Source organism: Streptomyces sp. NPDC034084, from assembly GCF_055575535.1.
In genome coordinates this window covers 91,138-114,337 of the sequence record NZ_JBVISK010000008.1, presented here as the reverse complement: position 1 = coordinate 114,337, position 23,200 = coordinate 91,138, and the positions used below count along the sequence as shown (strand labels likewise).

Genomic DNA, 23,200 nt, shown 5'->3' with positions numbered 1-23,200 from the left:
GGACGCCCCGGAAATTCGGGGCGTCCGGCCGAGCGGGTGGCTTCTCAGCCCACGTGGGTCAGCTTCTTGTCGAAGCCGGGCTCCACCAGATCCGCCTTGAGGGCGACCGGGGAGCTGACCTTGCCCGCGCCCGTACCGATCGACACCTGGCCGACGACGTCGCCCGCCTTCCCCGCGTGCGGGACGGCATGGCCGCCGTCGGTGAGCTCCAGCTTCACCTGGAGGCCCGGCCAGCCGACCGCCTTGAGCTCCTTGGTCGCCACGACCGGCGTCCGGCCGCCGAGACCGTCGTCCACGTAGCCCAGGACCTGGCCCTTCTTCACCACGGCGGCCGAGGTGACGTCCTTCTGGGCCTGCTGGATCAGCTTGAGGCTGTTGTCGATCGCGAGCTGCAGCTTCTCGTTGAGCAGCTTGGCGTCCTTCGCCCCCATGACGATGCCGAGGACGCGGCGGTTCTGGCCGTCCACGACGGTGTTCGCCGCCCAGAGCAGGTTGCCGCCGGCCGGGGTGGAGGAGCCCGTCTTGATGCCGCTCACACCGGGTTCGAGCAGGATGTTGTTGTTGTTCTCGATCCGGCCGGGGATGCCGTCGACCGTCACGTTCGGCATGTTCACGATCTCGCGGAACACGTCGTACTGCATGACCGCCTTCGCCAGCTTCAGCTGGTCCTGCGGCGTCGACATGGTGCTGTCGAGCAGGCCGGACGGGTCCGTGTACGTCGACTGGGTCATGCCCAGGTCCTTCGCGGCGGCGTTCATCTTCTCGACGAACGCGGCCTCCGAACCGGCGTCCCAGCGGGCGAGCAGCCGGGCCACGTTGTTCGCGGAGGGGATCATCAGGAGCTCCAGGAGCTCCTTCTCCGTGTAGGTCTGGCCCTCCTGGACCGGCGCCGTCGACTCCGAATCGTGCTTCGCCTGGTCGGCCGCCTTCTTGTCGACCGCGATCTCGGGACCCTTCTGCTTCCCCTTGATCGGGTGGTCGCGGAGGATCACGTACGCCGTCATCGTCTTGGTCACGGACGCGATCGGGGCCGGCTTCTGCGCTCCGTACAGGCCCATGGAACCGACGCCCTCGACCTCGACGGCGCCCTGCCCCTCGGTCGGCCACGGCATGTTCAGCCGGCCGCCCTCGAAGGTGAACGTCGGCGCGGCCGACAGCCTCAGCGCGGGCTCGGGCAGCGGGCGGACCATCTGCACGATCGCAAAGACGATCAGGAGGAGCAGGACCAGCGGGGTCCAGATCCGCACTCTGCGCAGGGTCGTCCGCAGCGCGCTCGGCGGCGGGGGCGGCGTGTTCGTCAGCTCCGCGAGCAGGTCGAGCGGAGGAAGCGGGGGCAGCGGCTGCTGCCGCGTCCGCTCCGCCTCGGCGAGCCCCGCCGGCGACGGTACGGGGGCGGGGGCGGGCTCCGTCTTGGGCGCGGCCTCGGGGGCCGCCCCCTTGGGCGCGGCTGCCGCGGCGGCGGAGTCCTTGGCGGCCTCCTGCGCCGCCTTCTCGGCCTTCTGCGCCTTCTCCGCCTTCTGCTCGGCGGGGATGTCCGGGCGCAGCGCGCGGAAGACACTCGTGCGCTCGCTGTCGGAGTCCGCGGTCGGGGCGGAAGGGAGCTTCAGGGCGGTCGTCGGCTGGTCCACGGCGGGCGGACGGACCATCTTGAACATGGTCGTCGGCTGGTCGACCGGTTCCGGCTCCTCGTCCGCTTCCTCGTCCGCCGCGTCCTCCTGGCCGGAGGAGTCCGCGGGAGCGGTGGAGTCCGAGGGGTCGTCGGTGGAGTCCGCCGGGTCGGTGGAGTCCGAGGGGTCGTCGGTGGAGCCGGTGGGCTCCGACTGCTCCGCCCGCTTCTCGGACGCCGAGGGGCTCTTGCCCTCCGCGTCCTCGGCCGGCCCGTCGGCCTCGGCGGGCTCGTCGTCGGCCTCGCCGTCCGTCGCCTCTGCCTCCGGCTCCTCAGCCTCGTCCTCGGGCTCGTCCTCTGCCTCCGGCTCCTCAGCCTTCGGCTCCTCCGCCGTCGCGACCCACGCCGCCACAGCCGCCTTCAGACGGTCGCTCCCCGGCTCCGGCTCAGACGCCTTCTCCGCATCCGACTCCGACTCAGCCCGCTCCGGCTCAGCCGACTCGCCCTCAGCCGACTCGCCCTCAGCCGACTCGCCCTCAGCCGTCTCCGTCGGCTCGTCGTCCTCCGGCGTGCGCGGTGCCAGGGTCTTGAACACGGCCGTCGGCTGATCGACGCGAACCGCCGAGGACGACGAGGCGTCTGACTCACGGAGCACGGAAAGCCGAGGATCCCGGCCCCCGCCCGAGGCCGTCGTCTCCTGCGACGACCCCTGCTGCTCCGCCTTGTCGGGGGACTCGCCCGCCACCGTGCCTCCTCCATGCGTCATACGTACGTCCGGACCGTCTACCAGTGTCCTGTGTGAACCCCTCGGCTCCCGTGCTAGACGAGAACGACATACCTACTGGTTCCCGGATGAACCACCCAGGCGCTCTCGACAGATGAATGTGAGAGGGGTCACCCTGTCATTCATCCACGCGGGGAGGCATGGATGGGCAGGAGCCGCAGAAGTATTCCGGAAGAGCTTCTACTGCTCGCTCTGGACCCGACCACGGGTACCACAGCGCAGCCGCAGTCGCTCGACCTCGGTCTGGCCGGAGCACAGCTAGTGGAGCTGGCTCTGGCAGGCCGGATAGCCCCTGACGGGGATCGTATCGCCGTGGTGATGCCACGGCCGACCGGAGATCCGACACTGGACTCCGCACTGGAGCTGCTGCGCAGGCGTGGCAGTCCGGTTCGGGCCGTCCACTGGATCGGCGGGCCCCGACTGGGGCTCCGTCAGACGTATCTCTCGCATCTGGAGCGATGCGGCATGGTGCATGCCGTGGAGGGCCAGATGTGCGGGGTGTTGCCGACGACTCGCTACCAGGCGACGGAGACGGCGATCAGTCGGGAGATCCGTGCCCGGCTGGACAGTGCGATCCGCACCGGCGTACCGCCGGACCCGCGGACCGCGGCGCTTGCCGCGCTGGCCCATGCGGTCGGTCTCGGGAAGCACCTCTACCCCGGCAACGAAGGACGGTCGTCGCGGTCCCGGCTGCGCGACCTGATCCGGCACGACCCGATGGGCGGACTCGTGGCGCACGCCGTGATGGACGTCCAGAACGGCGCGGCGGCACCGCCGCGCCGGAGCGCCGCGGGCGTCCCGGCGCAGCCTCGCGGCAGCATGGCCCGCGCGGCCGTGCACTGACGCTCGCCCGGCCTGCGACAAAGGCACCAAGAACCATCCCGGGAGCCGCACAGGTGTGCGGGGCGGTCTGGACGGCCGTCCCGCACATGTGCGTTGTCCTGGTTTCCCAGCGCACACCCGGCCATTGGTGGCAGTCTGCCAAGCGGTAGATACTCACAGCTACGCAGCAGACAGCCGGAGGTGCAGTTTCCGTGGCGTCCAACGTCAACCCCACCGTCAGGCGACGCCGATTGGGCCAGGAGCTGCGCAAGCTCCGCGAGGCGAAGAACATGACGGCCGAGCAGGTCGCCGAGCGCCTTCTCGTCTCCCAGTCCAAGATCAGCCGGCTGGAGAACGGCCGCCGCTCGATCAGTCAGCGTGATGTCCGGGACCTGTGCGGTGTGTACGAGGTCGAGGACGAGCGCATGGTCGACTCCCTCATGCAGATGGCCAAGGACTCGCGCCAGCAGGGCTGGTGGCACGCCTTCGGCGACATCCCGTACAGCGTCTACATCGGCCTGGAGACGGACGCGGAGAGCCTGCGGATGTACGAGCCGCAGATCATTCCGGGGCTGCTCCAGACGCATGCGTACGCCGAGGCCGTGATCTCGGGCGCGCTGCCGGAGTCGACGCCCGCGGAGATCGAGAAGCGGGTCCAGGTCCGCACGCGCCGCCAGGACCGGATCCGGGACGAGGAGCGTCCGCTGCGGCTCTGGGCGGTCATCGACGAGGGCGCGCTGCACCGGATCGTCGGCAGCCCGCAGTTGATGGTCGAGCAGCTGGAGCATCTCATCGAGCAGTCGCACCTGCCGCATGTCACCGTGCAGGTGCTGCCGTTCGAGATGGGCGCGCATCCGGGGATCAGCGGGCAGTACTCGATCCTCGAGTTCCCGGACACCTCGGACTCCAGCGTCGTCTACATCGAGGGCGTGACGAGCGATCTGTACCTGGAGAAGGCCCAGGACGTGGGCAAGTACTCCGTCATGTACGAGCACCTCAGGGCGCAGGCGCTGAACGTCGACCAGACGCGGGAGTTCATCTCGAAAATGGCGAAGAAGCACGCCCAGGGCTGAGCACCATCGGGCGGGGCAGGCACCGTACACCTCGTGATCGCTCCCACGGAAGCGCGGTTGGAATATGCCACTCGGACGTGTGAACGCCGGTCCCGTCGGAGGGGACCGGCGAGTAGCGTCGATCACGCCATCAAGAACGTTGGCGCGACAGACGACTCGGCAGAACCGGAGTGAGCAGCATGGCGATTATTCAGGGTGGTACGGACACCTGGACGAAGTCCTCCTACTCGGGTGGGAACGGGGCCTGCGTCGAAGTGAAGTCCCCCGTCGTGTCCGCGATCGCGGTGCGGGACTCCAAGGCTCCCGAGGGACCGTCCCTCTCTTTCGGACCGGGCTCGTGGAACGCCTTCGTCGGCGAGGTGAGCAACGGGGCCCTCTGAGCCCCGGTGCGCGCACGCCGTCACCAGCAGTACGAATGAGCCCTCTCGACCGGTCCGCCGTCCTGGCCGAGGGGGCTCGGCCCTTTTCCGGACACGCCGGCCCCGGACGGGGTCACCGCAGTTCGTCCACGTAGCGGTCCGTCCCCGGGATCGTGGGGATGAAGGGTGCCACCAGCTCCACCCGGCCGTCCGGGGTGCCCATCGCCTCCAGGTCCGCGAAGTGCTCCGTCCAGCAGTCGCGTGGGTCCTCCTCCAGGAACCAGAGCAGGGTCAGCCGGGTGTCGACGCCCTCGACCTGCTTCACGTACGTCATGCGGTCGCCGGGCAGCGGGGTCGGCCGGAAGACCGTCACCATCGCCGCCGGTGAGCCGGCGAGCCGCCGGGGCAGCTCCCGGGTCCGCAGCCGCTCCAGCAGGTCCGCCCGCCGCTCCGGGCCCTCGGCGTCGATCACCTGGAGGATCAGTCCGGCGTAGGGGTGGTCGAGGGCGTGGAAGTCGCGCGGGCCCGTCTCCCCGTCGCGGTAGACGGTCGCCTCGTGGGCCTGGAACGAGGTGAAGACGTGGGTCCGCTCGTGGTGGACGCGGGAGTCCCGGTTGAGCCGCTTGTTGATGCCGACGGTCCACTTCATGTGGTCGTCGTAGCGGCCCTCGGTGATCCAGTACGTCGAGAGGTAACAGCCGGCGGTGACCGGCCGGGCGACGGCGGACTTCCCGGGGGCGCGGAGTTCCTGGAGCTCCCGGGTGGCGACCCAGCGCCGGCCCGCGTACATCCAGGGCATGGCCATGGCGCCCGCGTAGTAGTGGTCGTCCTCGTACCAGCGGTTGTACGCGTACTCGTGGCCCGGGTGCGGTTCGACCATGGTGATCAGCGCGTGGCCTGGGCGCACGCCGTACGGCCCGACGGCCGCCAGCTCCGCGTACGTCTCGCTGCGGGTCTCCTCGCTCACTCTCGTACCCCTTCCCATGTCGGTGACGGGCCCCTACTCTGACGGACCGTCAGATACATGGCCAGGGTCGAGGAGGGTCCGGATGCCGCTCCAGGGGAAGACGGTCGTCGTGTCGGGGGTCGGGGCCGGGCTCGGCCACCGGATCGCGAAGACGGTCGTACGGGACGGGGGGCACGCGGTGCTCGGGGCCCGTACCGAGGCCGGTCTCGCCAAGTCCGCCGCCGAGATCGACCCGGAGGGCCGCCGCACCGCGTACCGGGTCACGGACATCACCGACGAGGAGCAGTGCGAGGCCCTCGCCGCGCTCGCCGTCGAGCGCTTCGGCGCGATCGACGCGGTCGTCCACGTCGCCGCCCGGGACTCCTGCTTCGGGGGCCTGGAGGACGCGGACTTCGCGACCTGGCAGGAGGTGCTCGACGTGAACCTGCTCGGGACCCTGCGCATGACCCGGGCCTGTCTGCCGGCGCTGAAGGTACGCGGCGGTTCGGTGGTGCTGATCGGGACGCAGTCGGCGGTGGCGGCGCCCTCGCAGGTGCGGCAGGCGGCGTACGCGGCCTCGAAGGGGGCGCTGACCTCGGCCATGTACTCGCTGGCGCGCGAGCTGGGGCCGCACCGGATCCGGGTCAACACCGTTCTGCCGGGCTGGATGTGGGGCCCACCGGTCCAGGCGTACGTGCAGTTCACGGCGCACACCGAGGGGGTGGCGGAGGCGGAGGTCCTCGCCCGGCTCACCGAGCGGATGGCGCTGCCGGAGCTCGCCACGGACGGGGACGTGGCGGAGGCGGCGGCCTTCCTCGCCTCGGACCGGGCGCGGGCGATCACGGGACAGTCGCTGCTGGTCAACGCGGGGGAGCTGATGCGCTGAACCACTCCCACATATTCATATCCTTGAACAGGGGTCAGTAAAGCGAACGATTTTACTGTCCCTTGACTCTCCCTTGCATTGTCCGGGCCTTGCAACTCCCCACACCATGAACCGCGTTCACAAGGCGGACCGGATCCCATGGAGGGGGCGCAATGAACAGTCTCGACTGGGCCGTGCTCATCGGCTACTTCGGCGTCATGGTCGCGATCGGCGTCTGGTCCCACAAGCGCGTGGACACCGTCTCCGACTTCTTCACCGCCGGCGGCCGGATGCCCTGGTGGCTCTCCGGCATCTCGCACCACATGTCGGGCTACAGCGCCGTGATGTTCACCGGTTACGCGGGCATCGCCTACACCTACGGCGTCACCTCCTACGTCACCTGGTCCTTCCCCATCGCCATCGGCATCGCCATCGGCGCCCACCTCTTCGCGCCCCGCCTCAACCGGCTGCGCTCCCGCCTCCGGGTCGCCTCCCCACTCGAATACCTCAAGGACCGCTACGACCTCCCCACGCAGCAGGCCCTCGCCTGGTCGGGCGTCCTCTTGAAGATCGTCGACGTCGGCGCCAAGTGGGCCGCCATCGCGACCCTGCTCTCCGTCTTCACCGGCATCTCCCTCAACCAGGGCATCCTCATCACCGGCGTCGTCACCGGCGTCTACTGCACGGTCGGCGGGCTCTGGGCCGACGCCCTCACCGAACTCGGCCAGTTCGTCATCCAGCTCCTCGCCGGCGTCGCGATGCTCGTCGCCGTCCTCGGCAAACTGGGCGGGATCGACGCCCTGTGGACCGTGTGGGACCGCCCCGAGCTCCAGGGGCACGCCGCTCCCACCGCCGGGCCGTACACGCTGACCTTCCTCCTCGCCTACCTCTTCATCAAGACCTTCGAGTACAGCGGCGGCATGTGGAACCAGGCCCAGCGCTACATGGCCACGCCGTCCGCCCGCGAGGCCACCCGCTCCGGCCGGCTCTCCGCCGTGCTCTGGTTCGTCTGGCCGCTCGTCCTCTTCTTCCCCATGTGGTGCGCGCCGCTGCTCGTCCAGCCGACGAAGCCCGACGGCTCCGATGCGTACGCCCTGATGACCGAGCAACTGCTGCCGCACGGCCTCCTCGGGCTCGTCATCGTCGGCTTCTTCTCGCACACCATGGCCATGTGCTCCTCCGACGCCAACGCCATCGCGGCCGTCTTCACCCGGGACATCGCGCCCGTCCTCAGCAAGGCCGCGCGGAGCTGGACCCAGCGGGCCGGACTCGTCGCCGCCCGCTGGTCGACGATCGCCTTCCTCGCCCTGTCGATGGCGGTCGCCACCCAGGTCAACTCCCCCGCCTTCAAGGACATCATCACCGTCGTCATCAAGTGGGTCGCCGGGCTCATGGGACCCATCGCGATCCCCTTCATGCTCGGCCTGCTGCGCCCCTTCCGGAAGTCGGGCCCCACGGCGGCCCTCGTCTCCTGGGCGGCCGGCCTCTTCGTCTTCTGGCTCACCAACTACGGCCTCGACGGCATCGAGCTCCAGATCCAGATCGTGTCGCCGCTCGCGACCTCGCTCGTCCTGTACGTCCTCATCGGGTACGTGAAGCCGGAGGACACCCCGGAGCGGGACGCGCTGCTCGACCGGATCGGGTCCGACGGCGGGGCGGCGGCCGTCCCCTCCCAGGGAAAGCGGGCGGATCAGCCCCTGGGGTAGCGGGCCAGCCAGCCCGGGGAGGACTCCGTCGCGCTGTGCAGGGCGGCGCCCTGGGTCATCTCCATCGAGAAGTCGTCCGCGAGCTCCAGGACCGTCGCGCGGCCCTCCAGTTCGGCCAGCCAGGCCGGCGGGAGGGCCGTCTCGCCGTGCAGGGCGCCGAGCAGCGCGCCCGTGAGCGCGCCGGTCACCGCCGAGGGGCCGTCGTGGTTCACCGCGAGCCGCAGCCCGTGCCGTACGTCCTCGCCGACCAGCGCGCAGTAGACCGCCGCCGCCAGCTGCCCCTCGGCCCGGTCCGCACCGGCCCCGAGGGCCGTCACCCGGTCCGCGTCCGGCGCCCCTTCCCGTACGGCTCCGAGGGCCCTGCCCAGGGCCTCGGTGACCGGCTCGTGGCCGGGGCGCGCCGCGAGCTGCTCCAGGGCGCCGGCCACCGCCGCCTCGACGGAGCCGCCACGGGCGAGGCCGTGGACGGTGACCGCGAAGGCGCCCGCCGCGAGGCCGGCGGCCGGGGCGCCGTGCGTCTGCGCGGCGCACTCCACGGCGAGCTGGCAGACGAGCTGCGGCTCCCAGCCGACGAGCAGCCCGAAGGGGGCCGAGCGGACGAGCGCGCCGGAGTCGGCGGCCTCGGGGTTCTTCGGCTTGTCGAGGGTGCCGAGGTGTTCGTCGCCGAGGCCGGTGAGGCAGGCGCGGGGCGGGTTGCGGCGGGCGTAGAGCCACTCCTCGCAGGCGAGCCAGCCGTTGTCCTTGCGCCGCTCGTCCGGGCCCCAGTCGCGCTGGGTCGCGGCCCAGCGCAGATGCGCCCGGTGAACGTCGGTGGGCGGATGCCAGGCGCCGATGTCGCGGCGGACCTGGGCGCGGATGAGGCCGTCGACCGTGAAGAGGGTCATCTGCGTCGCGGCGGTGACGGCGCCTCGGCGGCCGAACGCGGGCACGGGGTCGGTCAGTCCGTCAGGTCCATGACCCTCGCGCAGCTCCGCGAGGGTGCGCCCGTCGGCCCCCGCGCCCAGGGCGTCCCCGAGGGCCCCGCCGAGCAGACAGCCCCGTACCCGGGCCCGGAAGTCCTGCTGTTCGGCGCGGCCCCACACGGCTGCGGCTGTCGTGGCCACGTCGTGCCCTCCCCCCGTCGAGCGGTCTGCGCAGCACTGTAATCGACGGGGGTACGGCTGTTCGGGGCCCGGCCTGGGCGCCGGCCCGGCTACTCCCCCGGAAGGAGCGGCAGGAGGGCCGGGAGGTGGCCGTCCGAGGCCCGGGCGGTGTTCCGGCGCTCCGCCGGGACTTCGCCGTACAGCGTCGTCCGGGGGCGGGACGGCCGCCCCGCCGCCCCCGCGATCGCCTCCAGGTCGCGGATCGAGCGGTACGAGCCGTAACTCGACCCCGCCATCCGGGAGATGGTCTCCTCCATCAGCGTGCCGCCGAGGTCGTTGGCGCCCGAGCGGAGCATCTCGGCCGCGCCCTCCGTGCCCAGCTTCACCCAGCTGGTCTGGATGTTGGGGATGTGGGGGTGGAGGAGGAGCCGGGCCATGGCGATGACCGCGCGGTTGTCGCGGGCCGTCGGGCCGGGGCGGGCGATGCCCGCGAGGTAGACGGGCGCGTTGGTGTGGATGAAGGGGAGGGTCACGAACTCGGTGAAGCCGCCGGTCTCCTGCTGGATGCGGGAGAGCGTGCGGAAGTGGCCGAGCCAGTGCCGGGGCTGGTCCACGTGCCCGTACATCATGGTCGAGCTGGAGCGGATGCCCAGCTCGTGGGCCGTCTTGACGACCTCGATCCAGGTCGCCGTGGGCAGTTTGCCCTTGGTGAGGACCCAGCGGACCTCGTCGTCCAGGATCTCCGCCGCCGTCCCCGGAATCGAGTCGAGACCCGCCTCCTTCGCCGCCGTCAGCCATTCCCGTATCGACAGGCCCGTGCGGCTGGCGCCGTTGACGACCTCCATCGGCGAGAACGCGTGCACGTGCATCCCCGGGACCCGCTTCTTCACCGCGCGCGCGATGTCGAAGTAGGCGGTGCCGGGCAGGTCGGGGTGGATGCCGCCCTGCATGCAGACCTCGACGGCGCCGACCTCCCAGGCCTGCTCGGCCCGGTCCGCGACCTGGTCGAGGGAGAGCGTGTACGCGTCGGCGTCGGTGCGCCGCTGGGCGAAGGCGCAGAAACGGCAGCCGGTGTAGCAGACGTTGGTGAAGTTGATGTTCCGCGTGACGATGTACGTGACGTCGTCGCCGACCGCCGCGCGGCGCACGTCGTCCGCGATCCGGGTCAGCGCGTCGAGGGCCGGTCCGTCCGCGTGCAGCAGGGCGAGGGCCTGGGCGTCGGTGAGCTTCGTCGGGTCGTCGGCGGCGACGGACAGCGCCTCGCGGACGTCGGCGTCGGCCCGCTCCGGGACCATGCCGGGAGCGGCGGCCTCGCGGAGGGCCGCCCAGTCGCCGTACACCTCGTCGAAGTCCTCGCGCCGGTCGCCCGTACGCCCCTCGGTGTCGATGGTCGCGTGCAGGTCCGTGCGGCCGGTCGCGGTGAAGGCCTCGTCGGGCTCCTGCCAGGGCAGGCCGCGCACGGGCGCGTCGGGGTTCGCGAGGCCGGTCCCGGGGTCGGCGAGGGCGCGGACGTGGGGGAGGAGACGGGGGTCGAGCCAGGGTTCTCCCCGGGTGACGAACTCGGGGTAGACGCAGAGCCGTTCGCGCAGTTCGAAGCCGGCGGCGGCGGAGCGGGCGGCCAGCTCCTCGATCCGCGGCCAGGGCCGCTCGGGGTTGACGTGGTCGATGGTGAGCGGGGAGACCCCGCCCCAGTCGTCGATGCCGGCGGCGATCAGCCGCTCGTACTCGGCGTCGACCAGGTTCGGCGGGGCCTGGAGGCAGGCCGAGGGGCCCATGATGAGCCGGGCGACGGCGACGGTGGCGACGAGGTCGTCGAGCTCGGCGTCCGGCATCCCGCGCATCGCCGTGTCCGGCTTGGCGCGGAAGTTCTGGATGATCAGCTCCTGGATGGAGTGGTAGGCCCGCGCGATCCGGCGCAGCGCGAAGAGGGACTCGGCGCGCTCCTCCAGGGTCTCCCCGATGCCGAGCAGCAGCCCCGAGGTGAAGGGGACGGAGGACCGGCCGGCGTCCTCCAGCACCCTGAGGCGGACGGCCGGCTCCTTGTCGGGGGACCCGTAGTGGGGGCCCCCGGGCTCGGACCAGAGCCGGGTCGCGGTCGTCTCCAGCATCATGCCCATGGAGGGGGCGACGGGCTTGAGGCGCTGGAAGTCGGTCCAGGACAGGACGCCGGGGTTGAGGTGGGGCAGGAGCCCCGTCTCCTCCAGGATGCGGATCGCCATGGCCCGTACGTACGCGATGGTGTCGTCGTACCCGTGCGCGTCGAGCCACTCGCGGGCCTCGGGCCAGCGGTCCTCGGGCTTGTCGCCGAGGGTGATCAGGGCCTCCTTGCAGCCCGCCTCGGCGCCGCGCCGGGCGATGTCGAGGACCTCGTCCGGCGACATGAACATGCCGTGCCCGTCCCGGCGCAGCTTTCCGGGGACGGTGACGAAGGTGCAGTAGTGGCACTTGTCCCGGCAGAGGCGGGTGAGCGGGATGAAGACGCTCTTCGAGTACGTGATGATCCCCGGCCGCCCCGCCGCCGCCAGGCCCGCGTCCCGCACCCGCCCCGCGGACGCCACCAGGTCCGCCAGGTCGTCCCCCCGCGCCCGCAGCAGCACGGCGGCCTCGGCCACATCGAGCGCGACCCCGTCCCTGGCCCGCTTGAGGGCGCGGCGCATGGCGTTCTCGGTGGGGCGTCCTGCCTGGTGATCCGTCATGAACCGAGCATACGAGCGGCCCCGGGGGCGGGGGGTCGGGTCCCCGCAGGAACCCGGACCGGGTCCCTCCTCACAGGTACCGCGCGTACCCGTCCAGGACGCCCAGGACCTCCGTCTCGTCGCCCGGGGGGAGTTGGAGGACGACCTCCTCGCAGCCCAGTTCCTCGTAGTGGGCGAGCTTGCCGGGGTTCGGGAGGACCGCGTACGGGACGAGCCGGAGGGTCTCCGGGGCCCGGCCCGCCTTCTCCCAGGCCTCGCGCAGGACCGGGAGGGACTCCGTCAGGCCCCGGCCGCCGATCGGCATCCAGCCGTCGGCCTGCGCGGCGATCTGCGCGAAGAGCCTCGGGCCCGCCGCACCGCCCAGGAGGACGCGCGGGGCGCCGCCGGCCGGCTTGGGCCACGCTTCCGAGGCGCGTACCGAAACGCCGTACTCCCCCGCGTACGCCGTCGGTTCGGGCGCCCACAAGGCCCGCATGAGGTCGAGGCGCTCGCGCGCGACCTCGCGGCGGGTGGTCCAGTCGACGCCGTGGTCGGCGGCCTCCTCCCGGTTCCAGCCGAAGCCGACTCCCAGGGTGAACCGGCCCCCGGAGAGGTGGTCGAGGGTGGCGACCTGCTTGGCGAGCACGATCGGGTCGTGCTGGGCGATCAGGGTGATGCCGGTGCCGAGGCCGAAGCGTTCGGTGACGGCCGCCGCCTGCCCGAGCGCCACGAACGGGTCGAGCGTCCGGGCGTACTCCCGGGGCAGCTCCCCGCCCGCCGGGTAGGGCGTCTCGCGGGAGACGGGGATGTGGGTGTGCTCGGGCAGGTAGAGCCCCGCGAAGCCGCGCTGCTCCAGTTCGCGCGCGAGCCGCACCGGGCTGATGGTCTCGTCGGTCAGGAAGATCGTGGTCGAGATCCGCATAGCGGCACGGTAGGGGGTGGGGCGCGGATTTCCGAGGGGGCGGACGGGCCGGCCGTCTGGAAGCGGCGGCGTCCGCCGCCCGCTGCTCCGCCGCGAGGACGCCGTAGGCGGCGGGGAAATCCGCCTGCGCGGCCGTTCCCCGCCGCCTACGGTGGCCCGGTGCTGAAGCGAATCGAGACGTACTACGACGCCGTCCCCCGTTCCTCCGCCCGTACCGAGGAGTGCGGGCCGCTGACCCTCTTCGTGCAGGAGGGGGAGGGCTGGCCCTACTACGCCCGTCCCGCGCTCGGTCATCACGGCGAGATCCCGGTCGAGGCCGTCGAGGAAGTGCGGGCCCGGCAGCGGGAGCTGGGGGTGCCCGAGGCCTTCGAGTGGGTCGCGGAGACCACGCCGGGGCTGCGGGCCGCCGTGGAGGCGTCCGGGCTCACCGTGCACGAGCACCCGCTGATGGTCCTGGAGGGCGAGCCGCTCGCCGTACCGGAGCCCGAGGGCGTCACCGTACGGATGGTGGGCGCCGACGACCCCGCCCTGGAGAGCGCCGTCGCCGCCCCGTACGCCGCCTTCGGCTTCCCCGCCGCCCCCGGGACCGCCGCCCGGATCGCCGACCGCATCGCGGGCGGCTGGACCCGGCTGGCGGCGGCGCTCGACGGCTCGGGCGAGGCGCTCGCGGCGGGCCAGCACCAGCCCGTCGGGGACGTCTCCGAGGTCGTCGGCGTCGGCACCGTCCCGGCGGCGCAGCGCCGGGGTCTGGGGCTCGCGGTCACGGCCGCCCTGGTCGCGGACGCCCGCGCGCACGGCACGGAGCTCGTGTTCCTGTCGGCCTCGGACGAGAACGTGGCCCGGCTCTACGGCCGGCTCGGCTTCCGCACGGTCGCGACCGCCCTCATCGCGGAGGCCTGAGAAAACTTTCCCGGAAAAGTTCTCCGGTCGTGTCACATCCCCGGCGCGCGGTCCGTCAGTTCAGTGAAAGCGACGCACGAACGACCGCGAGACACCGAGGAGCGATCACCATGACGCACCAGCCCAAGGCCCGTATGACCAACCCCGCCCACGTCCTGGCCGACGCCGGTCCGGCGATCCAGAACCTGATCAAGGCCACCCGTCAGGGCGGGGTCGACGAGACGATCCTGGAGCTGGTGCACCTGCGGGCCAGCCAGATCAACAGCTGCGGCTTCTGTGTCGACTACGGCGTCAAGAGCGCCAGGAAGAGCGGGGTCAGCGACGAGAAGCTGTTCGCCGTCGCCGCCTGGCGCGAGGCGCCGTACTTCTCCGACGAGGAGCGTGCGGCGCTCGCCCTCGCCGAGTCGGCGACCCGGCTCGCCGACGCCTCGGACGCCGTGCCGGACGAGGTGTGGGAAGCCGCCGCCGACCACTTCGACGAGAAGCAGCTCGCCGCGATCGTGCTGATGGTCGCCGTGACGAACCTGTTCAACCGGATCAACGTCACCGTCCGGCAGCCGGCCGGCGCGACCTGGTAGGCCGTCACCCCGCGGGGCAACGGGCGTGACGACGGACCAGTGACCGGTGCGGAGAAACCACGAAGGTGGCGGGCCCCCCACGGGCCCGCCACCTTCGCGTTTCCGGGACGCCCCGGGGCGTCAGTCCGCGACCACCAGCGACGGGGTCTCCTTCGTGAGGATCTCGCCGCGGAAGAACGCGGGGCTCCTGCGCTGCATCACCAGCATGATCACCACGCCGAGGAGCAGCAGCCCGACGCCGATCACGAAGACCGAGCCGACGCCGAAGACCGAGGAGCCGGAGCCGTAGGCCGGGTCCCACATGTCGTAGAGCGTCTTGCCGAAGACGGCGGTGAGCATGAGGCCGCCGAGGGCCGGGAGGAGGCCCTTGAAGAGGAAGCCGCGGGCGGAGCGGAAGAGCTCGCCGCGGAAGTACCAGACGCAGGCGAAGGCCGTCAGGGCGTAGTAGAAGCAGATCATCAGGCCGAGCGCGTAGATGGTGTCGACCAGGACGTGCTCGCTGACCAGGGTCATCACGGTGTAGAAGACGCCGGTGGCGACGCCGGCCACGACGGTGGCCTTGCCGGGGGTCTTGAAGACCGGGTGGACCTTGGTGAAGGACTTCGGCAGTGCCTCGTACGTGGACATCGCGAGCACCGTGCGGGCGACCGGGATGAACGTGGTCTGGAGGCTCGCGGCCGCCGAGGCGAGGACCGCGACGAAGAGCAGGATGCCGAGCGTGGGGCCCATGACGGGGCCCGCGAGGGCGGCGAAGACGTTGTCGGAGGTCTCCGGGTTGGCGAGGCCGAGGCCCTTCTCGCCGGAGCCGACGGCCATCTGGGCGGCGACGCCGGTGGCCAGGTAGGAGCCGACGAGGACGACCATCGCGATGAGGGCGGCGCGGCCGGGCGTCTTGGCGCTGCCGGTGGTCTCCTCGTTGGTCGCCATGCAGGCGTCCCAGCCCCAGTACATGAAGATCGAGAGCGAGAGCCCGGCCGTGAAGGCGGCGAAGGACTGCACCGCGAAGGGGTTCATCCAGGACCAGGAGAAGTCGACCGAGGTCTCGAAGGAGCCGGCCTTCGTCAGGGCCATCGCCACGAAGATGCCGAGGACGACGAGCTGGAGGCCGACCAGGGTGTACTGGATGCCCTTGGTGGCGGTCATGCCGCGGTAGCTGATGGCGGTGGCGACGGCGATGAGCGTCAGGCAGGTGAGGATGTGGACGGCCTTGCTGTCGTCCAGGGCCGTGACGGACTCGCTGCCGCTGATCTCCCCCGCGAGGAGCCAGAAGTACGAGGTCGCGACGCCGGCCAGGTTGGAGAGGACGATGATCGTCGCGATGACCAGGCCCCAGCCGCACATCCAGCCGATCTTGGGCCCGAAGGCCTTCACGGTCCAGGTGAAGGAGGTGCCGCAGTCGGGCATGACCTTGTTGAGCTCCCGGTACGCGAACGCGACGAGGAGCATCGGCAGGAAGCCCGCGAGGAAGATCGCGGGCATCTGCAGTCCGACCTCGCCGGCCGTGGAGCCGAGCGTGGAGGTCAGGCAGTAGACGGGGGCGACGGTCGAGATGCCGATGACGGCACTGCCGAGGAGGCCCACGGAGTTGCCGCCGAGGCCCTTGGTGCGCACACCGGAGGGGCCGTCCGGGGCGTCGACGCCCCTTACCGTGTCACCGGCCTGGGGCCGTACGTCCACCTGAGTCATGAACAGGACGTTAAATGCTGCGGTTTCCATATCCGGAGGATCGGAGTCCGCTCAATTGATCGATCACAACCTTGCATTGCGGGGGTCGAATCGGACACTCGCCATTGATTGAAAGATCGACGACCGGGAGGGGCCGACCAACCGGTAGGTCCGGCGAGGGGTGTCCGATATGCGGGAACCGCAGGTGTGCCCCAAATGTCCGGTTTCAAATTTTCCCGAAGAATTTTCCGGAGGGTTCTCACCCCGGTCGTCCCGGGGTCCTCCCGGGCCCCTCAGCCCGGCCAGACGACCGCCTGCAGCTCGCTGTACGCGTGCAGCGCGTACGAGCCCACGTCGCGCCCGACCCCGCTCTTCTTGAAGCCGCCGAACGGCGCCTCCATGTTCCGGCCGATCGTGTTCACCCCCACCCCGCCGGCCCGCAGCCGGGCCGCGACGCGGAAGGCGCGGGCCACGTCACCGGACCACACGTAGTCGATCAGTCCGTAGTCACTGTCGTTCGCGAGCGCGATCCCCTCCTCCTCGTCGTCGAAGGGGACGACCACGACGACCGGGCCGAAGATCTCCTCCCGCACCACCCGCATCTCGTTGGTGCAGTCGGCGAGGAGCGTCGGAGCCACGTAGAAGCCCTTGGCGAGGTCCGGGCGCTCGCCGCCCGCGACGACCCGGGCCCCCTCCTTCCGGCCCAGCTCGACGTACGACTCCACCCGGTCGCGGTGGGCTGCCGAGATCACCGGGCCGACCACCGTCCCCTGCGCCGCCGGGTCCCCCACCTTCATGAAGGCCAGACAACCGGTGAGCTTCCCGATCAGCCGCTCGTAGATCCCGCGCTGGGCGAGGACCCGGGTCGGGGCGGTGCAGATCTGCCCGCTGTAGAAGGCGAAGGTCGTCCCGATCCCCGTCACCGCCGCGTCCAGGTCGGCGTCGTCGAAGACGAGCGCGGCGCCCTTCCCGCCCAGCTCCATCAGCTGCCGCTTGAGCGAGCGGCCGCAGACCTCGCCGATCGCCTGCCCGACGGCCGTGGAGCCGGTGAAGGAGACCATGTCGACGTCCGGGGAGTCGACGGCCGCCCGCCCCGCCTCCGCGCTCGACCCGGTGACGACGTTCACCACGCCCGCCGGAACCCCGGCCTCCTCCAGGGCCCGGGTCATCGCGTACACGGAGAGGGGATCCTGCGGGGCCGGCTTCACCACCACCGTGTTGCCCATGGCGAGCGCGGGGGCGATCTTGCCGGCCGGGTTCGCCCAGGGGTTGTTGTACGACGTGATGCAGGTGACGACACCGACCGGGCGGCGCACCGCCACCGCGCCGAACACCCCCGCCCTCCCCATCGGCCCGGCCTCGTTGATCTGCGGGGGCAGCGCCTGCTCGACCGGCTCCATGGCCCCGCGCGCGTAGCGGCGGAAACGGGAGGCACCGACCGCCACCTGCATCCCGCGCGCGGTGGCGGTGGTGGCGCCGGTCTCGGCACGGGCGAGGAGTGTGTGCGCCTCGGCGTCCCGGGCCATCAGGTCCGCGGCCCGGTCGAGGATCGCCGCCCGCTCCTCGGGTCTCGTACGGGACCAGGCCGCGAAGGCCTCGCGGGCGGCGGCGGCCGCCTCGTACACCTGGGCGCGGGAGGCCTCGGGCGCCAGCCCGACGACGTCCTCGGTGGCGGGGTCGATCACCGCGTAGTGGCCGCCGTGGGGCTCGACCCACTCCCCGCCGATGAAGAGCTTCTCGGTCCTCACGTGGTCCCCACCGTCCTGGTGTCGCGGCCGGAGCGCAGCACCTTGCCCGGGATCGCGCCGGTCACCTCGTCGTCCCGTACCGTCTCCACGCCGTTGACCCGCACCGACACGATCCCGACCGCCCGCGAGTCGAGCCGCGGGCTGTCCCCCGGCAGGTCGTGCACGAGGGTCGCCGGGCCCGCGTCGATCCGCTCGGGGTCGAAGAGGACCAGGTCCGCGTGGAATCCCTCCGCGATCCGGCCGCGCTCCCGGAGCCCGAAGAGCCGGGCCGGGTCGTCGCTCAGCATCTTCACCGCCCGTTCGAGGGGGACCAGCTTCCGGCCGCGCAGACAGTCGCCGAGGAACCGGGTCGTGTACGGGGCGCCGCACATCCGGTCCAGGTGCGCGCCCGCGTCCGAGCCGCCGAGCAGGACGTCCTCGTGGTCCCAGGTCTCCCGACGCAGCGCCCAGGAGGCCGGGTCGTTGTCGCTGGGCATCGGCCACAGGACGGTCCGGAGGTCGTCGTTGGCGCAGATCTCGACGAGGCACTGGAAGGGGTCCTGGCCGCGCTCGGCCGCGATGTCCCGCACGACGCGGCCGGTGAGGCCGTCGTTCTCCCTGGAGTACGTGTCCCCTATGACGTACCGGCCGAAGTGCGCGAGCCGCCGGAAGACCCCGGCCTCCTTCGAGTCCGCGCACCGCAGCATCCCGGCGCGTACGCCGGGGTCGCGGAGCTTCGCGATCCGCTCGGGCACGGGCAGTCCCAGGACCTCCCCCCACCCGGGGATGAGGTTGAGGGCGCAGAACGTGCCCAGGGACATGTTCATGGGGGTGAGGATCGGCATCGTGAGCGCGACGATCCGGCCGCCCGCCTTGCGGGCCCGCTCGGAGGCGGTGAGCTGGCGCGGGACGCGTTCGGGGACGGCGGCGTCGATGGTGAGGACGTTCCAGTTGAGGGGCCGTCCGGCGGCGACGGTCATCTCGACGAACAGCTCGATCTCGTCGTCGGAGAACTGGTCGAGGCAGCCGGCGAGGATCGCCTCCAGCTGGGTCCCCTCGTGCTCGCCGACGGCCTTGGACAGGGCGATCAGCTCGGCGGGCGTGGCGTGCCGGGAGGCGACGGGGGCGCCGTCGCCGTCGGAGTGGGTCGAGGACTGAGTGGTGGACAGGCCCCAGGCGCCGGCCTCCATGGCCTCCTTGAGCAGGCCGACCATCTGCTCCAGCTGCTCGGGGGTGGGCTGCCCGCCGACGGCGTCGGCGCCCATCACGTACCGGCGCAGGGCGCAGTGGCCGACCATGAATCCGGCGTTGACGGCGATCCGGCCGTCGAGGGCGTCCAGGTACTCGGCGAAGGACGACCAGCTCCAGTCGACACCTTCCTCCAGGGCCTTGAGCGCCATGCCCTCGACCTTGGACATCATGCGGCGCGTGTAGTCGGCGTCCTCGGGCCGGTCCGGGTGGAGGGGCGCGAGGGTGAAGCCGCAGTTGCCGCCCGCGACGGTGGTGACGCCGTGGTTCATGGACGGGGTGGCGTACGGGTCCCAGAAGAGCTGGGCGTCGTAGTGGGTGTGCGGGTCGACGAAGCCGGGGGCGAGGACGAGGCCGCCGGCGTCCTCGGTGGTACGGGCCGTGGCCCCCTTCTCGGGGAAGACGATCCTGCCGTCGCGCATGCCGACGTCGGCGACGCGGGCGGGGGCGCCGGTGCCGTCCACGACGGTGGCGCCCCTGATCAGGTGGTCCAGCATGACGGTCCCTCTCTGTCCGTTCTCCGTGGACGCGGGTGCGCCCCGGACCGGGGCCGCGGAACGGCCTCCGGCCGGGGGTTGGACGTGGGTGCGCCCCGGACCGGGGCCGCCGCGGAACGGCCTCCGGCCGCTGGTTGGACGTGGGGTGCGCCCCGGACCGGGGCCGCCGCGGAACGGCCTCCGGCCGGGGCCGGTACGGGGCGGTGATCCGGGAAGACACCACCCCGCGCTTCGTTGCGGGGGTCGCTCCGCGGGGCCGGCGCGCACCCCGCACGCCGTGGTGGGCGCGCCCGTCGGGACGGTGCGCCCGCCCGCGCCGTTGCGGGCGGTGGCTTCGCCGGGGCGGTGCCACCGCCCACGCCGTTGTGGGCAGTCGTTCCGCAGGGCGATGGGGGTCTCCCCCCTGCTCGAGCGAAGCCGCGAGATCGGGGGAGGGTGGGCACAGCGGAACGGCGCCCCTTGCCGGGCCTAGGCTTGCGCGCCCTGACCCGCACCCCTTTGTGCGGCGCGGTTCATGTGCGGGTCCAGGCGCGGAAGGCGGAGGCGCCGCCTTGGGCGCCGTCCCGTGTGCCCACCCTCCCCCAAGCTCTCGGCTTCGCTCGAGCAGGGGGGACCCCCATCGCCCTGCGGGACGATTGCCCACACGGGCGGGTGGGCACCGCGCCACACGCGGGCCGGGGCGCCGCACAGCACGGGTGCGGGCACCGCACGGGGGCGGGGAGCACCGCCCAGCACGGGTGCGGGCCCCGCACGAGGGCGCGGGCACCGCACGGCGCGGGCGGGCGCGGGCGCACCGTGGCCCGGTCAGGCGCCGGAGGCGTGTCGCATGCGGGTCGTGCGGTGGATCGGGTCCGTGTCGATCTTCGGGATCACGTGCTCCCCGATCAGCCTGATCGAGTTCATCGTGTCCTCGTACGAGATCCCGATCGGCAGCCCGAAGGACAGCTGGTCCGCCCCGGCCTGCTCCCAGCGCTTGCACTGCGCCAGGACCTCCGACGGGTCGCCGCAGATCATGAGTTCCTCCTGGATGAGGAGTTCGATGATCTCGGCCGAGTACTCGGGGAGGAGCTCGGGCCACTCCGGGATGCCCTCGGGGCGCGGGAAGGTGTCGTGATAGCGGAAGAGCAGCGACTGGAGGTAGTTGAGGCCTCCGCCCACCGCGATCTCGACCGCCTTCTCGTGGGTCTCCGCGCAGATCGCCGTCGACGTGACCATGACGTTGTCGTTGACGAAGTCGCCGACCGCCCTGGCCTCCTTGACCGCGTTCTTGTAGGACTCGACGACCCACTCCATGTCGGAGACCTTCTGCACGCTGAAGCCGAGGACGCCGAGGCCCATCTTCCCGGCCATGGCGTACGAGGAGGGGGAGCCGGCCGCGTACCACATGGCCGGGTGGGACTTCCCGTACGGCTTGGGGAGGATCTTGCGGGGCGGCAGTGACCAGTGCTTGCCCTGGAAGCCGGGGTACTCGTCCTGGAGCCACATCTTGGGGAACTCGGCGATGGTCTCCTCCCAGATCTCCTTCGTGTGGTTCATGTCGGTGATGCCCGGCATGAACCCGAGGATCTCGTGGGAGCCCGCCCCGCGCCCGGAGCCGAACTCGAAGCGCCCGCAGGAGAGGTGGTCGAGCATGGCGACCTTCTCGGCGACCTTCACGGGGTGGTTGACGGGGGCGAGGGGGTTGAAGATGCCCGAGCCGAGGTGGATCCGCTCGGTGGCGTGGGCGAGGTAGCCGAGGTAGACGTCGTTGGCGGAGAGGTGCGAGTACTCCTCCAGGAAGTGGTGCTCGGAGGCCCAGGCGTACTTGAAGCCGGACTTGTCCGCCTGGATGACGTACTCGGTCTCCTCCATGAGCGCCTTGTGCTCGGCTTCGGGATCGGTCTCGGCACGCTTGCCGACGTATCCCTGTACGAAGATCCCGAATTCCAAGGGGGTTCACCGTCCTCGTCTCATCTGACGTATCGTCAGATTCCTTGATGGGCCCGACTCTCGCACCACCGCACAGGCGCGTCAATACCTGACGGCCCGTCAGAACAGGCTCACGCCCGCCAGCCAGCCGCCGTCGATCACGAACGGCTGGCCGGTGATGTACGCCGAGTCCTCGCCGGTCAGGAAGAGCGCCAGGGCCGCCACCTCCTCCGGCCGCCCGATCCGCCCGAGCGGCACGAGCCTGCGGTACAGCTCGCCCGATGCCGCCGGATCCACCCCCTCCGGGTTGCTCATGGGGGTGTCGATCGCTCCCGGGCAGACGGCGTTCACCCGGATGCCCCGCGCGGCCAGCTCCAGGGCGGCGACCCGGGTCAGCCCGAGGACGGCGTGCTTCGAGGCCGCGTAGGCGCCGACCCCGGCCATCCCCGTCAGGCCGGTGTACGAGGCGGTGTTGACGATCGTCCCGCCGCCGGCGGCCGCGATCTCGGGCGCGACCGTGCGGATGCCCAGGAAGCAGCCGGTCTGGTTGACGGAGACGATCACCTGGAACTCGTCGAGCGGGGTCGAGACCAGCTCGTTGAAGCGGAGGACGCCCGCGTTGTTGACGAGCCCGTCGATCTTCCCGAACCGCTCCGTGGCGGCCGCCACGGCCGCCGTCCAGTCCCTCTCGCTCGTCACGTCCAGGTGGACGTACGCGGCCCGGTCCTCTCCCAGCTCCCTGGCCAGCGCCTCCCCGGCGTCGTCCAGGACGTCCCCGAGGAGCACCTTCGCCCCCTCTGCGGCGAACAGCCGCGCCTCCTGCTCGCCCTGCCCCCGCGCCGCCCCGGTGACGAGGACGACCCGCCCGTCGAGCTTGCCCATGTCCGTACTCCCTAGGCGGTGTCCAGATGGGGGGCGACCTCCGTGCCGAAGGCCGCCATCTGGTCGATGAGTTCGGTACGGCTCCGGGAGCGGAACCGGACCTGGATCTGGTGCACGCCCATCTCCCCGTACGCGCGCAGGGAGGCGGCGAGCTCTTCCGCCCGGCCGGTCAGGGTGCGCCGGCCGGTCTCCCAGCCGGGCTCCCCGACGTACAGCGCCTCGGTGATCGCGCCGACGGTGAACGGCTCCGTGATCCCGGCCTCCGTACGGAGCCGCAGCAGCGTCCGGATCTGCGCGGCGAGCTTCTCGCGCGGGTCGCCCTGCGGCAGCCAGCCGTCCCCCTTGAGCGCGGCCCGGCGCACGGCGGCCGGCGAGGAGCCGCCCACCCAGATCGGGACCCGCTCCTGCGCGGGCCGGGGCAGCTGGCCCAGGTCCTTGAAGGCGAACCGCTCCCCCAGGTGCTCCGGGTACTCCTCGGGGCCCAGCGCCGCCCGCAGCGCGTCGAGCGTCTCGTCGAGCACGGCGCCCCGGCGGGCGAAGTCCACGCCGAGCGCCTCGAACTCCTCCTGGACGTGCCCGGCGCCGACCCCGAGGACCAGGCGGCCGCCGGAGAGGTGGTCGAGCGTCGCGTACGCCTTGGCCGTGACGAGCGGATGGCGCAGGCCGACGACGGCGACGTGCGAGAGGAGCCGGACCCGCTCGGTGGCGGCGGCGAGGAAGGAGAGCGTGGCCACCGGGTCGTACCAGACGGTGCTCATCGGCCCGGCGAGCCGGCGCGGGATGGCGACGTGGTCGCACCCGGCGAGGTAGTCGAATCCGTGGGCCTCGGCGGCGCGGGCGACGGCGAGCAGATCGTCCGGCCCCGCGGCCGCCTCCCAGGCTTCGGCGTAGAGGGTGCTCTGCGACTGGACCGGCAGCTGCATCCCGTAGACCACCATGGGACCCCCCAATCTGA

General features: G+C 71.8%; 18 protein-coding genes. 7 read left to right on the top strand and 11 right to left on the bottom strand.

Annotated features, from left to right (window positions below; all coding sequences use genetic code 11):
• Window positions 1–44 precede the first annotated feature (44 nt).
• The gene (locus tag ACZ51I_RS27240; protein WP_468880797.1) at window positions 45–2,372 is read right to left on the bottom strand and encodes a D-alanyl-D-alanine carboxypeptidase family protein; all 2,328 of its coding nucleotides are present in this window, start codon (window positions 2,370–2,372) and stop codon (window positions 45–47) included.
• A gap of 162 nt (window positions 2,373–2,534) precedes the next feature.
• Here ACZ51I_RS27240 and ACZ51I_RS27235 point away from each other — a divergent pair, with 162 nt between their 5' ends.
• From ACZ51I_RS27235 to ACZ51I_RS27225, 3 genes are all read left to right on the top strand, one after another.
• Window positions 2,535–3,233: a GOLPH3/VPS74 family protein gene (locus ACZ51I_RS27235; protein WP_468880794.1), complete on the top strand. Its 699-nt coding sequence runs from the start codon at window positions 2,535–2,537 to the stop codon at window positions 3,231–3,233.
• Between the two features lie 191 nt (window positions 3,234–3,424).
• A complete protein-coding gene (locus tag ACZ51I_RS27230) occupies window positions 3,425–4,285 on the top strand; it encodes a helix-turn-helix domain-containing protein (RefSeq protein WP_468880792.1) in 861 nt (286 codons plus the stop codon).
• 179 nt (window positions 4,286–4,464) lie between these two features.
• On the top strand, window positions 4,465–4,665 hold the full coding sequence (locus ACZ51I_RS27225) for a DUF397 domain-containing protein (RefSeq protein ID WP_116160455.1): 201 nt from the start codon (window positions 4,465–4,467) through the stop codon (window positions 4,663–4,665).
• Between the two features lie 112 nt (window positions 4,666–4,777).
• Here ACZ51I_RS27225 and ACZ51I_RS27220 read toward each other — a convergent pair whose 3' ends face one another.
• The gene (locus ACZ51I_RS27220) at window positions 4,778–5,611 is read right to left on the bottom strand and encodes a hypothetical protein (RefSeq protein ID WP_468880789.1); all 834 of its coding nucleotides are present in this window, start codon (window positions 5,609–5,611) and stop codon (window positions 4,778–4,780) included.
• Window positions 5,612–5,693: 82 nt separating this feature from the next.
• Between ACZ51I_RS27220 and ACZ51I_RS27215 the strand changes: the two genes are divergently transcribed.
• Both ACZ51I_RS27215 and ACZ51I_RS27210 read left to right on the top strand, forming a co-directional pair.
• A complete protein-coding gene (locus ACZ51I_RS27215) occupies window positions 5,694–6,476 on the top strand; it encodes an SDR family oxidoreductase (RefSeq protein ID WP_468880786.1) in 783 nt (260 codons plus the stop codon).
• A gap of 152 nt (window positions 6,477–6,628) precedes the next feature.
• Entirely contained in the window at window positions 6,629–8,161 is a 1,533-nt protein-coding gene (locus ACZ51I_RS27210; protein ID WP_468880784.1) for a sodium:solute symporter family protein, read from the top strand.
• Here the strand turns inward: ACZ51I_RS27210 and ACZ51I_RS27205 are convergent.
• From ACZ51I_RS27205 to ACZ51I_RS27195, 3 genes are all read right to left on the bottom strand, one after another.
• Window positions 8,146–9,264 (bottom strand): ADP-ribosylglycohydrolase family protein, encoded by a 1,119-nt coding sequence (locus ACZ51I_RS27205; protein WP_468880781.1) that lies wholly within the window; start codon window positions 9,262–9,264, stop codon window positions 8,146–8,148. The genes ACZ51I_RS27210 and ACZ51I_RS27205 overlap by 16 nt on opposite strands.
• Before the next feature lie 89 nt (window positions 9,265–9,353).
• A complete protein-coding gene (locus tag ACZ51I_RS27200; RefSeq protein ID WP_468880778.1) occupies window positions 9,354–11,939 on the bottom strand; it encodes a bifunctional FO biosynthesis protein CofGH in 2,586 nt (861 codons plus the stop codon).
• Between the two features lie 70 nt (window positions 11,940–12,009).
• Window positions 12,010–12,840, bottom strand: coding sequence for an LLM class F420-dependent oxidoreductase (locus ACZ51I_RS27195; RefSeq protein WP_468880776.1), 831 nt, complete (start codon window positions 12,838–12,840; stop codon window positions 12,010–12,012).
• 159 nt (window positions 12,841–12,999) lie between these two features.
• Here ACZ51I_RS27195 and ACZ51I_RS27190 point away from each other — a divergent pair, with 159 nt between their 5' ends.
• Both ACZ51I_RS27190 and ACZ51I_RS27185 read left to right on the top strand, forming a co-directional pair.
• The gene (locus tag ACZ51I_RS27190; RefSeq protein ID WP_468880775.1) at window positions 13,000–13,740 is read left to right on the top strand and encodes a GNAT family N-acetyltransferase; all 741 of its coding nucleotides are present in this window, start codon (window positions 13,000–13,002) and stop codon (window positions 13,738–13,740) included.
• Between the two features lie 110 nt (window positions 13,741–13,850).
• Window positions 13,851–14,318, top strand: a complete 468-nt coding sequence (locus ACZ51I_RS27185) for a carboxymuconolactone decarboxylase family protein (protein WP_468880773.1) — start codon at window positions 13,851–13,853, stop codon at window positions 14,316–14,318.
• Window positions 14,319–14,438: 120 nt separating this feature from the next.
• Here the strand turns inward: ACZ51I_RS27185 and ACZ51I_RS27180 are convergent, their stop codons facing one another.
• The 6 genes from ACZ51I_RS27180 to ACZ51I_RS27155 all read right to left on the bottom strand — a co-directional run bounded on the left by ACZ51I_RS27180 (window position 14,439) and on the right by ACZ51I_RS27155 (window position 23,183).
• Window positions 14,439–16,004: an APC family permease gene (locus ACZ51I_RS27180; RefSeq protein ID WP_468880770.1), complete on the bottom strand. Its 1,566-nt coding sequence runs from the start codon at window positions 16,002–16,004 to the stop codon at window positions 14,439–14,441.
• Window positions 16,005–16,276: 272 nt separating this feature from the next.
• Complete coding sequence (locus ACZ51I_RS27175; RefSeq protein ID WP_468880768.1) at window positions 16,277–17,731, bottom strand: aldehyde dehydrogenase family protein; 1,455 nt, start codon at window positions 17,729–17,731, stop codon at window positions 16,277–16,279.
• Window positions 17,728–19,455, bottom strand: coding sequence for an N-acyl-D-amino-acid deacylase family protein (locus ACZ51I_RS27170; RefSeq protein WP_468880765.1), 1,728 nt, complete (start codon window positions 19,453–19,455; stop codon window positions 17,728–17,730). The genes ACZ51I_RS27175 and ACZ51I_RS27170 overlap by 4 nt, the downstream gene beginning before the upstream one ends.
• Before the next feature lie 804 nt (window positions 19,456–20,259).
• On the bottom strand, window positions 20,260–21,384 hold the full coding sequence (locus ACZ51I_RS27165; RefSeq protein ID WP_468880763.1) for an LLM class flavin-dependent oxidoreductase: 1,125 nt from the start codon (window positions 21,382–21,384) through the stop codon (window positions 20,260–20,262).
• Between the two features lie 99 nt (window positions 21,385–21,483).
• Window positions 21,484–22,245 (bottom strand): SDR family NAD(P)-dependent oxidoreductase, encoded by a 762-nt coding sequence (locus ACZ51I_RS27160; RefSeq protein ID WP_468880760.1) that lies wholly within the window; start codon window positions 22,243–22,245, stop codon window positions 21,484–21,486.
• 11 nt (window positions 22,246–22,256) lie between these two features.
• Entirely contained in the window at window positions 22,257–23,183 is a 927-nt protein-coding gene (locus ACZ51I_RS27155; RefSeq protein WP_468880757.1) for a TIGR03619 family F420-dependent LLM class oxidoreductase, read from the bottom strand.
• Window positions 23,184–23,200 lie beyond the last annotated feature (17 nt).

Bases quoted from the DNA above. Each gene is read 5' to 3' on its own strand.
- ACZ51I_RS27240 (WP_468880797.1), bottom strand. From the start codon at position 2,372: ATGACGCATGGAGGAGGCACGGTGGCGGGCGAGTCCCCCGACAAGGCG.
- ACZ51I_RS27235 (WP_468880794.1), top strand. From the start codon at position 2,535: ATGGGCAGGAGCCGCAGAAGTATTCCGGAAGAGCTTCTACTGCTCGCT.
- ACZ51I_RS27225 (WP_116160455.1), top strand. From the start codon at position 4,465: ATGGCGATTATTCAGGGTGGTACGGACACCTGGACGAAGTCCTCCTAC.
- ACZ51I_RS27215 (WP_468880786.1), top strand. From the start codon at position 5,694: ATGCCGCTCCAGGGGAAGACGGTCGTCGTGTCGGGGGTCGGGGCCGGG.
- ACZ51I_RS27210 (WP_468880784.1), top strand. From the start codon at position 6,629: ATGAACAGTCTCGACTGGGCCGTGCTCATCGGCTACTTCGGCGTCATG.
- ACZ51I_RS27200 (WP_468880778.1), bottom strand. From the start codon at position 11,939: ATGACGGATCACCAGGCAGGACGCCCCACCGAGAACGCCATGCGCCGC.
- ACZ51I_RS27195 (WP_468880776.1), bottom strand. From the start codon at position 12,840: ATGCGGATCTCGACCACGATCTTCCTGACCGACGAGACCATCAGCCCG.
- ACZ51I_RS27185 (WP_468880773.1), top strand. From the start codon at position 13,851: ATGACGCACCAGCCCAAGGCCCGTATGACCAACCCCGCCCACGTCCTG.
- ACZ51I_RS27180 (WP_468880770.1), bottom strand. From the start codon at position 16,004: ATGACTCAGGTGGACGTACGGCCCCAGGCCGGTGACACGGTAAGGGGC.
- ACZ51I_RS27170 (WP_468880765.1), bottom strand. From the start codon at position 19,455: ATGCTGGACCACCTGATCAGGGGCGCCACCGTCGTGGACGGCACCGGC.
- ACZ51I_RS27160 (WP_468880760.1), bottom strand. From the start codon at position 22,245: ATGGGCAAGCTCGACGGGCGGGTCGTCCTCGTCACCGGGGCGGCGCGG.
- ACZ51I_RS27155 (WP_468880757.1), bottom strand. From the start codon at position 23,183: ATGGTGGTCTACGGGATGCAGCTGCCGGTCCAGTCGCAGAGCACCCTC.